The sequence below is a fragment of the Candidatus Tenderia electrophaga genome (assembly GCA_001447805.1).
In the GTDB taxonomy this organism is placed as follows: Bacteria; Pseudomonadota; Gammaproteobacteria; order Tenderiales; family Tenderiaceae; genus Tenderia; species Tenderia electrophaga.
The window spans coordinates 1,081,195-1,094,607 of record CP013099.1 but is presented as its reverse complement, the minus strand read 5'-3'; the positions used below and the strand labels follow the sequence as shown (position 1 = coordinate 1,094,607).

12 protein-coding genes, 1 tRNA gene and 1 pseudogene are annotated in these 13,413 nt (G+C 61.2%); 6 read left to right on the top strand and 8 right to left on the bottom strand.

Annotated elements, in window-relative coordinates; all coding sequences use genetic code 11:
* Positions 1–20: 20 nt before the first annotated feature.
* The 5 genes from Tel_05075 to Tel_05055 all read right to left on the bottom strand — a co-directional run bounded on the left by Tel_05075 (position 21) and on the right by Tel_05055 (position 5,567).
* Positions 21–1,031 carry an aspartate-semialdehyde dehydrogenase gene (locus tag Tel_05075; GenBank protein ID ALP52568.1) on the bottom strand — a complete coding sequence of 337 codons (1,011 nt, stop codon included), beginning with the start codon at positions 1,029–1,031 and terminating at the stop codon, positions 21–23.
* A 7-nt stretch (positions 1,032–1,038) separates the two neighbouring features.
* On the bottom strand, positions 1,039–2,151 hold the full coding sequence (locus Tel_05070; GenBank protein ALP52567.1) for an aspartate-semialdehyde dehydrogenase: 1,113 nt from the start codon (positions 2,149–2,151) through the stop codon (positions 1,039–1,041).
* Between the two features lie 55 nt (positions 2,152–2,206).
* On the bottom strand, positions 2,207–3,280 hold the full coding sequence (locus Tel_05065; protein ALP52566.1) for a 3-isopropylmalate dehydrogenase: 1,074 nt from the start codon (positions 3,278–3,280) through the stop codon (positions 2,207–2,209).
* Between the two features lie 150 nt (positions 3,281–3,430).
* Positions 3,431–4,066 carry a hypothetical protein gene (locus tag Tel_05060; protein ALP52565.1) on the bottom strand — a complete coding sequence of 212 codons (636 nt, stop codon included), beginning with the start codon at positions 4,064–4,066 and terminating at the stop codon, positions 3,431–3,433.
* 94 nt (positions 4,067–4,160) lie between these two features.
* Positions 4,161–5,567 (bottom strand): isopropylmalate isomerase, encoded by a 1,407-nt coding sequence (locus Tel_05055; protein ALP52564.1) that lies wholly within the window; start codon positions 5,565–5,567, stop codon positions 4,161–4,163.
* Positions 5,568–5,758: 191 nt separating this feature from the next.
* On the opposite strand from Tel_05055, the gene Tel_05050 reads away from it, so the two are divergent.
* Genes Tel_05050 through Tel_05035 form a run of 4 tightly spaced genes read left to right on the top strand, consistent with a single transcriptional unit; the run spans position 5,759 to position 9,742 of the window.
* On the top strand, positions 5,759–6,622 hold the full coding sequence (locus tag Tel_05050) for a hypothetical protein (protein ALP52563.1): 864 nt from the start codon (positions 5,759–5,761) through the stop codon (positions 6,620–6,622).
* Complete coding sequence (locus Tel_05045; GenBank protein ID ALP52562.1) at positions 6,619–7,866, top strand: hypothetical protein; 1,248 nt, start codon at positions 6,619–6,621, stop codon at positions 7,864–7,866. Before Tel_05050 ends, Tel_05045 begins: the two co-directional genes overlap by 4 nt.
* On the top strand, positions 7,863–8,540 hold the full coding sequence (locus Tel_05040; protein ALP52561.1) for a macrolide ABC transporter ATP-binding protein: 678 nt from the start codon (positions 7,863–7,865) through the stop codon (positions 8,538–8,540). The genes Tel_05045 and Tel_05040 overlap by 4 nt, the downstream gene beginning before the upstream one ends.
* A complete protein-coding gene (locus Tel_05035) occupies positions 8,540–9,742 on the top strand; it encodes a multidrug ABC transporter substrate-binding protein (protein ALP52560.1) in 1,203 nt (400 codons plus the stop codon). Before Tel_05040 ends, Tel_05035 begins: the two co-directional genes overlap by 1 nt.
* 94 nt (positions 9,743–9,836) lie before the next feature.
* Here the strand turns inward: Tel_05035 and Tel_05030 are convergent, their stop codons facing one another.
* Complete coding sequence (locus Tel_05030) at positions 9,837–10,448, bottom strand: hypothetical protein (protein ID ALP52559.1); 612 nt, start codon at positions 10,446–10,448, stop codon at positions 9,837–9,839.
* A gap of 114 nt (positions 10,449–10,562) precedes the next feature.
* Positions 10,563–10,638, bottom strand: a tRNA-Thr gene (locus Tel_05025).
* A 160-nt stretch (positions 10,639–10,798) separates the two neighbouring features.
* Between Tel_05025 and Tel_05020 the strand changes: the two genes are divergently transcribed.
* A complete protein-coding gene (locus tag Tel_05020; protein ID ALP52558.1) occupies positions 10,799–11,665 on the top strand; it encodes a bifunctional 5,10-methylene-tetrahydrofolate dehydrogenase/5,10-methylene-tetrahydrofolate cyclohydrolase in 867 nt (288 codons plus the stop codon).
* Between the two features lie 216 nt (positions 11,666–11,881).
* Positions 11,882–12,271, top strand: a pseudogene (locus Tel_05015) (hypothetical protein).
* Between the two features lie 320 nt (positions 12,272–12,591).
* Here the strand turns inward: Tel_05015 and Tel_05010 are convergent.
* The gene (locus tag Tel_05010) at positions 12,592–13,371 is read right to left on the bottom strand and encodes a hypothetical protein (GenBank protein ID ALP52557.1); all 780 of its coding nucleotides are present in this window, start codon (positions 13,369–13,371) and stop codon (positions 12,592–12,594) included.
* Positions 13,372–13,413 lie beyond the last annotated feature (42 nt).

Genomic DNA, 13,413 nt, shown 5'->3' with positions numbered 1-13,413 from the left:
TTTGATCACGTCCCTGGAACTCACCCCAGATAGTCTTTTAGCAAATATTCTGCAATCTGAATACTATTTAGAGCGGCGCCCTTGCGGATGTTATCGGCGACCACCCACAAATCTAAACCTCGGGGGCGGGTCTGATCACGTCGCAGGCGGCCGACAAACACCGTGTCGTTGCCGGCCGCCTCGCTCACAGCGGTAGGGTATTCCCGCTCGGTCATAAGCGTAACGCCGGGCGCCGCTTGCAGCAGGGCCTGGGCTTCATCCAGACTCAAATCCCGCTGTGTTTCGACATGCAACACCAGCGCATGGCCGTAGAACACCGGCACCCGCACACAGGTAGCGTTCAGGGGCAGATCATCCTGGCCTAGAATCCTGGCCGCCTCCCAGGCCAGCTTGGCCTCTTCCCGAGTTGAACCGTCGTCCAGAATAGCACCGATTTGCGGCAGCAGATTGAAGGCGATCTGTTTGTCAAAAACGCTATTTTCGATCGTCTTTAGGTTGAACATGGCCGTCGCCTGCCGCGCCAGCTCCTCCACACCCGCCTTGTCCTTGCCCGATACCGCCTGCAAGGCCACCACATCGACATGGGCGATACCGGCGGCCTGCTGCAGCGGTTTCAGCACGGTCGTCAACAGGGTGGCATTGGTGCCAGGATTGGCGACAAGCTTCTGCTTGGCGTATCCCGCCAAGGCCTCGGGGTTGACCTCCGGCACCACCAGCGGCACTTCGTCTTCCAGACGAAAGCAGGGGCTGTCGTCGATCACCACACAACCGGCGGCCGTCGCCTTGGCGACATAGGCTTCGGCCACCGCATCGTCGGCGCAAAAGAAGGCCAACTGAGCCTGAGAAAAATCGAAATCTGCAAGCGGCGCCACCTTCAGCTGTTTACCCTTGAAAGCAACGCGACCGCCACCTTCCAGCGCCACGGCGTGAACCATGGCGACGGGCACGGCCCGCTCCTCCAGGAGATTGAGTACCGCCTCCCCCACCAGCGTATCGCAACCGACTACCGCAACGTTATAGGATTTGCTCATTACAACATCAGTGCTCCAGCAGAATGCGCAGCATGCGCCGCAGCGGCTCGGCCGCGCCCCACAGCAATTGATCGCCAACGGTAAACGCAGACAGATAGCTCTTGCCCATATTCAGCTTGCGCATACGCCCGACGGGCACCTCCAAGGTGCCGGTGACGGCGGCCGGAGTCAGCTCGGCCATGGTGGCCTCTTTCTCGTTCGGCACCACCTTCACCCAATCATTATGCTCACTCAGAATGTCGCCGATCTCGTCCAAGGGCACGTCGCGGGTCATCTTGATGGTCAGCGCCTGGGCGTGGCAACGCATGGCGCCGATGCGCACACAGAGCCCGTCGATGGGCACCGGGTTATCGCTCAGCCCAAGGATCTTATTGGTCTCCACCTGGGCCTTCCATTCCTCTTTGCTCTGGCCCGACTCCAGCGCTACGTCGATCCAGGGGATCAAAGAACCGGCCAGCGGCACCGGCCAGTCCTGCAGCGGATAATCACTGGAGCGAATGAAATCGGAGGTGCGTTTGTCGATGTCCAGAATGGCGGAGGCGGGATCGTTGAGCAGATCCTCCACATTGCCATGGATGGCACCCATCTGCCGGATCAGCTCGCGCATGTTACGCGCCCCGGCACCCGAAGCCGCCTGATAGGTCATGGGCGTCACCCACTCCACCAGCTCTTTGGCGAACAGTCCGCCGATGGCCATCAGCATGAGGCTCACCGTGCAGTTGCCGCCGACATAGGTCTTGATGCCATCGTGCAGACCGTTCTTGATCACCGCCTTGTTGACCGGATCGAGCACGATGATGCTGTCATCCTGCATACGCAGCGCCGAGGCGGCGTCGATCCAGTAGCCGTTCCAGCCGCCGGCGCGCAGCGGGGCGTAGATCTCCTTGGTATAGTCACCGCCCTGGCAGGAGATGATTACGTCCATGGCCTTCAATTCATCGATGCTGTTGGCATCCTTGAGCGACGGCACGTCCTTGCCCACATCGGGGCCCGGCTGGCCTACCTGCGACGTGGTGAAAAAGACCGGCTCGATGTCGGCGAAATCGTTTTCCTGGCGCATGCGCTGCATCAGCACCGAGCCGACCATGCCGCGCCATCCGATCAATCCAACTCGTTTCATTGTCTGTTCCTCGAAGTTATTACCGCCCGGAATGCGCCCGCCGAGCGGAGGGTAATCACCTGAGCGCCGCGACCACCGCATCGCCCATTTCGGCACAACTGACCCGCTGCGTACCTTCGGAATAGATATCCGCTGTCCTATACCCCTCGGCCAGCACCTGGCGCACGGCGGCGTCGATGCGCTGCGCGGCGGCCTCATCCCCGAAAGTGTAACGCAACATCATGGCCACAGACAGGATGGTCGCCAGGGGATTGGCCAGATTCTGGCCGGCGATGTCCGGGGCCGAACCATGAATGGGCTCGTACATCCCTTTATCGTTGTCATCCAGCGAGGCCGACGGCAGCATGCCGATGGAGCCAGTGAGCATGGAAGCGGCATCTGAAAGAATATCACCGAAGATATTACCGGTGACGATGACATCGAACTGTTTCGGCGCGCGCACCAGCTGCATGGCGGCATTATCCACATACATGTGGCTCAGCTCGACCTGAGGGTACTTCTTACCGACTTCGATCACGATCTCTTTCCACAGTTCACTGCACTCCAGCACATTGGCCTTTTCCACCGAGCAGAGTTTTTTGCCGCGCTTCATGGCGATTTGGAAGGCCACATGGGCCACCCGGCGCACCTCGGACTCGCTATAGAGCATGGTGTTAAACCCCACCCGCTCGCCATTGCGTTCCTCGATGCCGCGCGGCTGCCCGAAATAGATATCGCCGGTCAGTTCGCGCACGATCATGATGTCCAGACCGGAGACCACTTCCGGCTTCAGTGTGGAGGCCTCGGCCAGTTCAGGGTAGAGCAGCGCCGGACGCAGATTGGCGAATAAGTTCAACTCCTTACGAATACGCAACAGGCCCCGCTCGGGGCGCTTGTCGCGTTCGAGCTGGTCATACTTGGGACCGCCTACGGCCCCCAACAATATCGCATCGGAGGCCTTAGCCAGCTCAAGCGTTGCGGCCGGCAGCGGATCACCGGCGGCGTCGTAACCGGCACCGCCGATGGCACCCTGTTCCATTTCAACATCCAGACCGTAGTTGGCCTTCAATGCGTCAATCACTTTGACAGCTTCGCGGACGATCTCGGGGCCGATACCGTCACCCGGCAGAACTGCAATTTTACTAGTCATTTGTTTCTCTCTTTCATTTTTTACCGCGAAGGACGCAAAGGAGCGCGAAGTCAAAGTTGATTAACCACCCGCCTAATGCCGTCCTTCATATGATTCACGTTAAAATTGAGCAAAAACCCCAAACGTTGATTTCCCAGCTTTAAATAAGATTTAAAAAAGCCACGGCGCCTCGGCTTTGCGCTTCTCTTCGTAGACCTTGATGTCATCCACCTGCTGCAAGGTCAGGCCGATGTCATCCAGGCCGTTGAGCAGGCAGTATTTGCGGAACTCATCGATCTCAAAGCCGAATGATTCGCCGGCGGGTGTGGTCACCGTCTGCGCCGGCAGATCGATGGTCAGTTGATAACCTTCATTGGCCTCGGTCTCGCGGAACAGCTGATCCACAATCTTGGTATCCAGAACAATGGGCAGGATGCCGTTTTTGAAACAGTTGTTGTAGAAAATATCGGCGAAGCTGGGCGCGATAATGGCGCGAAGACCGTAATCCTCCAACGCCCACGGGGCATGTTCGCGTGACGAACCGCAACCGAAGTTGTCACGTGTCAGTAACACCCGCGCACCTTGGTAGCGGGTCTGATTGAGCACGAAGTCCGGATTCAACGGCCGTTGGCTGTTGTCCATGCCCGGCTCGCCGTGATCAAGATAACGCCACTCGTCGAACAGGTTGGGTCCGAAACCTGTGCGTTTGATCGATTTCAAAAACTGTTTCGGGATGATGGCGTCGGTGTCTACATTGGCGCGATCCAAGGGCGCCACCAGGCCGTTCAAGGTTGTAAATTTTTCCATAGTTTCATCCTTTATTTATTTTTAACCGCGAAGGACGCGAAGGTTCGCTAAGTAAAACCTTCAATCCCTTTGCGTTACTTTGCGTCCTTTGCGGTTAAACAAAATCCCGCACATCGACAAAATGACCGGCGATGGCCGCGGCCGCCGCCATGGCCGGACTCACCAGATGAGTGCGCCCACCCTGGCCCTGCCGCCCTTCGAAGTTGCGGTTGGAGGTGGAGGCGCAGTGCTCACCCGCCTCCAAGCGGTCGGCGTTCATGGCCAGACACATGGAGCAACCCGGATCGCGCCACTCGAAACCGGCCGCGATGAAGATCTTGTCCAGGCCCTCCTGCTCGGCCTGCTGTTTCACCAGGCCGGAGCCCGGCACCACCATGGCCTGCTTGAGCGAATCCGCCACCTTGCGCCCCTTGGCCACCGCCGCCGCGGCGCGCATGTCCTCGATACGGCCGTTGGTGCAGGAACCGATAAAGACGCGATCCAGCTTGATCCCGGTGATGGGCATGTTGGCCTTGAGCCCCATGTAGACCAGCGCTTTTTCGATACCGCCGCGCTTGACCGGATCACTCTCGGCGGCGGGATCGGGGACCCTGGCATCCACCGGCGCCACCATCTCGGGCGAGGTACCCCAGGTGACCTGCGGTTGGATCTGCGCCGCATCCAATTCCACCACCCGATCGAAAGACGCATCGGCATCGCTGTGCAGATCGCGCCAGGCGGCCACAGCGGCCTCCCACTGCGCCGCCGTGGGGGCGTAGGGGCGGCCTTTGACGTACTCGATGGTCTTTGCGTCCACCGCCACCATGCCGGCGCGGGCGCCGGCCTCGATGGCCATATTGCAGACCGTCATGCGCCCTTCGACGGAGAGATCCATGATCGCCTCGCCGCCGAACTCGATGGCGAAGCCGGTACCGCCGGCGGTGCCGATCTCACCGATAATCGCCAGCACCATATCCTTGGCGCTGACACCCCGCCCGACCTTGCCGTTGACCTTGACCAGCATGTTCTTGGACTTCTTCTGGATCAGGCACTGGGTGGCCAGCACGTGCTCCACCTCGGAGGTGCCGATGCCGTGGGCCAAGGCCCCCAGGGCGCCGTGGGTGGAGGTATGGGAGTCACCGCAGACCACGGTCATGCCCGGCAGGGTCGCCCCCTGCTCCGGCCCCACCACGTGGACAATGCCCTGGCGCAGGTCGGCCATGGTGAATTCGGTGATGCCGAACTCGTTGCAGTTGGCATCCAGGGTCTCCACCTGAATCTTGGAAATAGGGTCGGTGATGCCCTTGTCCCGGTCAGTGGTGGGCACGTTGTGATCGGGCGTGGCCAAATTGGCGGCTGCGCGCCACGGTTTGCGCCCGGCCAGACGCAAGCCCTCGAAGGCCTGAGGCGAGGTCACCTCATGCACCAGTTGTCGGTCTATATAGATAAGGCAACTGCCGTCGTCGTTCTGACGCACCACGTGGGCGTCCCACAATTTGTCGTACAAGGTCTTGCCGGTCATTGAAATGTTCTCCTTGGATTTTCTTACCGCAAAGGACGCGAAGGGGCGCTAAGTAAACAACCTCGATCCCTTAGCGTTACTTGGGGTCCTTTGCGGTTAAAACACAATGGAGACATGATAGGACTCTACAAAAGATAACTCAAATTCATATTATTCATGCAATTCATTCCAATTTGGAATATATTTAATCGATGAATATCGAAGATCTGCAGGCCTTTCTGGCCGTCGCCGACCACGCCTCCTTCTCCCAGGCGGCCAAGACGCTGCACCTGACCCAGCCGGCGGTGAGCAAACGCATCGCTGCGCTGGAAAATCAACTCGACGCCCGGCTGTTCGACCGCATCGGCCGCCAGGTGAGCCTCACCGAAGCGGGCCGCGCCCTGCGCGGCCACGCCCAACGTATCGTCAACGAGATCGAGGACAGCCGCCGCGCCATCCATAACCTCAGCGGTGACGTCAGCGGGCCGTTGAAACTGGCCACCAGCCACCACATCAGTCTGCACCGCCTGCCGCCGGTATTGCACGCCTACACCCGGCAATATCCCGAGGTACAGCTCGATCTCAGCTTCATGGATTCGGAAGAGGCCAGCCGCGCCGTGGAACAGGGCGCGCTGGAGCTGGCCCTGGTCACGCTGCCGCCCGCGAATGCCACCCCGTTAACCCTGATCGAAGTCTGGACCGACCGCCTGGTACTGGCCGCCAGCCCGGAACACCCGCTCAGCCATACTGATCATATCGACGCCACGACCCTGGCCGGACATCCCGCCATCCTCCCCGCCCACGGCACCTACACCCGCGCCCTCATCGACCAGACCCTGGCCGTGGGCCAGCTGGAGACACGCCTGGAGACCCACTATCTGGAGACCATCAAGATGCTGGTGCAGGTGGGCCTGGGCTGGAGCCTGCTGCCGGAAAACATGCTGGCGCCGGAACTGCGCCCGGCGGGCAGCGGTCATATCGTGGTTGAGCGCCGCCTGGGCATCGTTCATCATCCCAAGCGGACCCTCTCCAATGCCGCCCGGATGTTTATCCAACTCTGCACAAATAAAACATGACCCAATCCAAACCGAACGACAGTGACGTCGAAAAACTCTTGGCCCGGGAACGTCCGCGCCGCCGTGGCAAGCTCATCGCCGCGGTCGCCATCCTGCTCATTCTCGTCACCGCTTTTTGGACCTGGACTGGTGAAGAGACCGCCCCGCTGCGCTACATCACTTCTGAAGTGGAAAGAGGCAATCTTACCGTGCAGGTCACTGCCACCGGCACCCTGGAACCGCTCAATCAGGTGGACGTGGGCAGCGAGGTCTCGGGCACCATCGACACGGTACTGGTGGACTTCAACGACCGCGTCAGCAAAGACCAGGTGCTGGCGCGGCTCAACACCGACGAACAACGCGCCCGCGTGGTGCAAGCGCGCGCCGCCCTGGACGTCGCCCAGGCGCGGGTGCAGCAGGCCGACGCCACTGTGCTCGAAACCAATCTCAAACTAAAGCGCTGCCAGACACTGTCCAAGCAAGGGCTCTGTCCGCCGCAGGAGCTGGACGCCGCCCAGGCCGGCTACGCCCGCGCCCAGGCTGATCTGGCCAGCGCCAAGGCCCAGGTCTCCCAGGCCCGCGCCACCCTGGAGGTGGAGCAGACCCGCCTGGCCAAGGCGGTGATCCGCTCCCCCATCGACGGCATCGTGCTCAAGCGCCAGATCGAACCGGGCCAGACCGTCGCCGCCTCGCTACAGGCGCCGGTGCTGTTCACCCTGGCCGAAAACCTGACCCAGATGGAGCTGCGCGTGGCGGTGGACGAGGCCGATATCGGCAAGGTGGAGGCAGGCCAGACGGCCACCTTCACCGTGGACGCCTACCGCGAGCGGGTCTTCCCGGCCGAGATCGCCCAGGTGCGCTTGGCGCCCATCAGTGAAGGCGGCGTGGTGAGTTACGAGACCATCCTGCGCCTCGACAACGAAGAACTATTATTACGCCCCGGCATGACCGCCACCGCCCACATCACCGTGGCCCGGATCGACGATGCCCTGCTGGCGCCCAACGCCGCCCTGCGCTTCGTGCCGCCGCCCGCGCCCAGCGCCGACGAGGGCGGCTTTATGGACCAGCTCTTCCCACGCTGGGGCGCCCGTGACCGCGCGCGCCGTGACAGCAAGGTGAACCAGGTGTGGCAGCTGCAAAACGGCCAACCCACGGCGGTAGAAGTCAAGACCGGCCCCAGCGACGGCCGCATGACCCAGATCTTCTCCGACACCCTGCAAGCGGGCAGCGCGGTGATCGTGGACGTAGCCAATACCGCGCGATGATCGAACTGCGCGGGCTGGGCAAGACCTACGGCGAGGGCGCGGCGGCGGTACAGGCGCTGCGCGACATTGATCTGCATATCGGGGCAGGCGAATTCGTCGCCATGATGGGCCCCAGCGGCTCGGGCAAATCCACCTGCATGAACATCCTCGGCTGTCTCGACACCCCGAGCAGCGGTGACTACCTGTTTCAGGGCACCGCCGTCTCAGGGCTCAACCGCAACCAGCGCGCCCTGCTGCGGCGCCACTACATCGGCTTCGTGTTCCAGGGTTTCAACCTGCTGGCGCGCACCTCGGCACTGGAGAATGTGGAGCTGCCGCTGATCTACCGCCGCATCCCCACGCGCGCACGCCATGACCGCGCCCGCGCCGCCCTGACGGCGGTGGGACTGGAGGGGCGCGAACACCACACCCCGGCGGAACTCTCCGGCGGCCAGCAGCAGCGCGTCGCCATCGCCCGCGCCCTGGTCAGCGAGCCGGCCGTGCTGCTGGCCGACGAGCCCACCGGCAACCTGGACAGCGCCCGCGGTCACGAGATTATGGCGCTGCTCACCGGCCTGAACCGAGAACGCGGCCTGACCGTGGTGATGGTCACCCACGAGGCCGACATCGCCGCCTATGCCGGGCGCCGGATACAGTTTCTCGACGGCCATATTCAAAACGAGGGACAGGGCTGATGTGGTGGAGCACACTCTCACTAGCGCTGCGCGAAATCCGCCGCAATCTGCTGCGCTCGGCGCTGACCATGCTCGGCATCATCATCGGCGTGGCCGCCGTCATCACCATGGTCACCATCGGCAACGGCACCACGGCGCGCATCACCGCCCAGATCGAGAGCCTGGGCAGCAACATGCTCATCCTGCGCCCCGGCCAGCGCTTCGTGCGCGGCTCGCGCGGTGCCGCCGCGCCGCTGGAACTGAGCGACGCCGAAGCGCTGCGTAATCTCAACTCCGTCGTCGCCGCCTCCGGCGCCGTCAATCAGGCGATCACCGTGGTCTACGGCAACAACAACTGGAGCACCAACGTCACCGGCATGGAGAACGACTATCTCACGGTGCGCAACTGGTCTATCGCCGCGGGCCGCGCCATCACCGCGGGCGAGCAGCGCGCCGGGGCGCCGGTCTGCCTGCTGGGCGAGACGGTGTGGCGCGAACTGTTCGGCTTTCAGAATCCGCTGGGCGAAACCATCCGCCTGGGCAAGGTACCGTGCGAAGTGATCGGCATTTTGGCGCCCAAGGGACAATCGGCCATGGGGTCGGATCAGAACGACACGGTGCTGATGCCCATCCGCGCCCACTGGCGGCTGTTGTCCGGCGAGCAGAAGGTGAGTCACATCTACCTCTCGGCACAGGACAGCGCCGGCACCGACAAGGCCAAACGGGACATGGAACTGCTGATGCGCGAGCGGCGTCACATCCGCCCGGGCGACGAGGATGACTTCAGCATCATCGACATGCGCGAGATCGCCAAGACCATGACCGGCACCACCGAGGTGATGACCTCGCTGCTCGGGGCGGTGGCGGCGGTGAGCCTGATCGTGGGCGGCATCGGCATCATGAACATCATGCTGGTGTCGGTGACCGAACGCACCCGCGAGATCGGCATCCGCCTGGCCATCGGCGCCCTGGAGCGCGAGGTGCAACGCCAGTTTCTGGTGGAGGCGGTGGTGCTGTCATCGGTGGGTGGGGTGATCGGTATTTTACTGGCGTTGGCGGCCTCCTACTTCATCGCCGGGGCGCTGCAGGTACCCTGGATTCTGGACGGCGGCATCATCCTGCTGGCGTTCGTCTTCGCCGCCGCGGTGGGGGTGGTGTTCGGCTACTTCCCGGCGCGCAAGGCGGCGCGGCTGGACCCTATCGAGGCGTTGCGCCACGAGTAGGGTGCGCACCGCGCACCATCATATCCGAGGACGGTGGTGCCAACCGAGTTGGTTAATGGTGCGCCGTGCGCACCCTACGCCTCTGCACGCCCTTTTATGAATGACTCGCAGCCTTGTCGCCCCACAACTGTTCCAGGCGCTGATCGCGGCCGCAGTTCCAGCGGTAGAACTTATAGCGCACCGGATTCTTTTGGTAGTAATCCTGGTGGTACTCTTCGGCCGGATAGAATTCACCCGCCGCGGTGATCTCGGTAACGATGGGCGCCTCAAACGGCTTGGTCTGCTGCACCGCCTGCTTGGAAGCCTCAGCCGCGCGACGCTGATCCTGATTTAAATAGAAGATGCCGGTGCGGTACTGATCGCCGTGATCGCAGAACTGGCGGTCCTTCACGGTCGGATCGATGGTATGCCAAAGATAATCCACCAGCTCGCGGTAGCTGATCTTGTCGGGATCGTACGCGATCTTCACTGCCTCGGTGTGGCCGGTGCCGCCGCGTGACACCTGCTTGTAGCTGGGGTCGTCCACATGCCCGCCGATGTAGCCCGAGGTGGTGCTGATTACACCGTCGAGCTTGTCGAAATCGCTTTCCACGCACCAAAAGCAACCGCCGGCGAAGATGGCGCTCTCGGTCGCGGCCCGCGCCGGCAAGGCAAATGCCGCACCGACCATTATCAATAACAAAAACCTGCACTTAAGACTATTCATGGCACTGCTCCAGCGGCTGCTTCATTGACATACTTTAGATATTAGAGGGCAAATATCACAAAAGCTTCCCGACGACGGCGCGAAAAATCACGTTTTCATCACTGAGCAGGGAAATGGTGCCGGATATAGGATTCGAACCTACGACCTACGCATTACGAATGCGTTGCTCTACCAGCTGAGCTAATCCGGCCATCACTGATGGGGAACGGCGGGTATTGTAGACAGGATAGCGAAAAACGACCAGACAGCCCTCGGAAAATACCCGCGGCAGCCCGGCGCGTCCACATTCAGCCCCGGAACGGTTTCTGGTATCATTGCCCGCTTTTCCAGTCCGGGATAAGGGCCAGACTATGACAGCCAGAATCATTGACGGCAAGGCCATCGCCGCCGAAGTTCGCCTTAATGTTAAGCAACGTGTCGAGCACCGCTTGGCCAAGGGCGTACGCGCCCCGGGGCTGGCGGTGGTGCTGGTCGGCGCAGACCCCGCCTCGCAGGTCTATGTCAACAACAAACGCAAATCCTGCGCCGAGGTCGGCTTTGTCTCCAAGTCCTTCGATCTGCCTGCCGAGACGTCCCAACACGAGCTGCTGGTCATCATCGATCAACTCAACCAGGACGATGAGGTCGACGGCATCCTGGTGCAGCTGCCCTTGCCGCAACACATCGATTCCGAAATCGTCATCGAACGTATTCATCCCGACAAGGACGTGGACGGTTTTCACCCCTACAACGTCGGCCGCCTGGCACAGCGCATCCCCCAGCTGCGGCCGTGCACCCCCTGGGGCATCATGACCTTGCTGGAGCACACCGGCGAGGACCTGCGCGGCATGGAAGCGGTGGTGGTCGGCGCGTCGAACATCGTCGGCCGTCCCATGGGACTGGAACTGTTACTGGCCGGCTGTACGGTCACGACATGCCACCGTTTTACCCGTGATTTAAAAGCTCATGTGGGACGTGCCGATCTGCTGGTGGTAGCGGTGGGCAAACCCGACTTCATGCCGGGCGACTGGATCAAACCCGGCGCCATCGTCATCGACGTCGGTATCAACCGCTTGGAAAACGGCAAACTGAATGGCGACGTGGAGTTTGAGAGCGCCGCCGAACGCGCTAGCTGGATCACCCCCGTACCGGGCGGCGTCGGCCCCATGACCATCGCCACGCTGCTGCAGAACACCCTCTACGTCGCCGAGAGCTTACACAACGACCGCGTACTGTAGCGCTTGCGACAAGACGGCGTTTCGGTCTCGACGCGGGCATACAAATTGCGCCGCCGGTTCTCTCTCTCAGAGTGTCGATGCATGACCAAAACGCTGCGACAAGCTTTAAAAATATGGAAGTTTGCCTTTAATAAACAGCGGAATTGAGGTAAGTTGAAAACATGATTTAAAAAGACCGGCTGCATTATGCAGACCGGCGAATGCCGGGGCGGACCCATGCAACTCACCAAATACAGCGACTACGCCCTGCGTGTTCTTCTGTTTCTGGGCCAACATCCGGACCGGCGCACGACTATCGATGACCTGGCCGGCCACTATCGTATTTCCCGCAATCACTTGACCAAGATCGTCCACCAATTATCGCTGGCCGGATTCATCAAATCGACACGCGGCCGCAGCGGCGGACTGACATTGGGCGCCGCGCCCGACGCCATCATCATCGCCGACGTGATCCGTCACACCGAAAAAAAAATGGCCCTGGTGGAGTGCTTCGAAACCGGCAGCACCTGCACCATCGAACCGGACTGCGTACTGAAATACGTCTTGCAGCGTGCCCAGGACAGCTTTATGGAGGTGCTGTCTCTGTTTAGTTTGGCCGATATCCTCGACCGTCAAAAGCTGCTCGCAGCAAAAGCGGCATCAACGCTAGAATTGAAAATCCCATCCAAAATCGGCGCAGCGCCAAACGCATGAAGTAAGATTAGGGCTCGTGTGCGCCGCCCGCGCCTCGTCGCTACTCTCCTGTGCCGAATAGATCACGTGCGGGGTTCCCCTTGTAGCGAGGCTATTGGGAAGGTTTGCAACGCCAAGAGCGCACCTCTGAGCGTTCACGATGCGTGCTCACGAATATTCAGAGTTGCCCTTTAGAAAGATACAGCCCCCCAGCGAGGGACTACGCAGCGGGAAAACGCCTACGCGTGTGCGAATTATTTCGGCCTGCGCGCCACCAGATGCAGATAGCGGCCCAGATGCAAATAAGGCTCCTGCTGCGCATATTGCAGCTCCATGCGCACCACTTCGTCGACGGCACGCGCATCGCGCAGGCGCGTATCCATGTAATCGTAGATCACCCGCACTCCGGCGTGACCGATCACCGACAGACCCCATTGCTGTAACCAGGACTCGACCTCCCGCAGGCTCAGGGGATGATAAGGCGTAAGCCCGCCCGCCTCGCCCTGCAACTCGCCGCTTTCCACCTTGCGCCAGTTACCGCGGATCAGATTGCGAAACACCAGTGCGTCCCGGTTGTAGAACATCAGGGACAGGTATCCGCCCGGCTTGATCAGGGCTAACAGTCTGCCCAGCGTCCGTTGCGGCTGAGCCAACCACTCCAAGACCGCGTGCAACAGCACCAGATCGAAAGTACCCAGTTGTTCGGGATCGAGGGACTGAAGCGGGGCATGGACGAAACGCACCGTGGCATCCGGCAGCTCGGCGGCGAACTGGCGCTCGGCCTGTGCCAACATGTTGCGCGACAGGTCGCTCAATACCAGCTCATGCCCCAAGCCGGCCAGGCGTCGCGCCAGTTGGCCGAAGCCACAGCCGCCGTCGAGGATACGCAGGGATTGCTTGGCGCCTAACTGGGGCAGGGTCTGAAGCAGATGTTGCCAGACGATGGCAAGGCGAATCTCGCCCTTGGCGCTACCGTAGATATTGCAGGCGAAACGCGCGGCGAGATCATCAAAGTTGCGGTCTTGCTCGATCAAGGGCCCATCCCATTTTAAAACATCCAATGGGATCAATGTTAA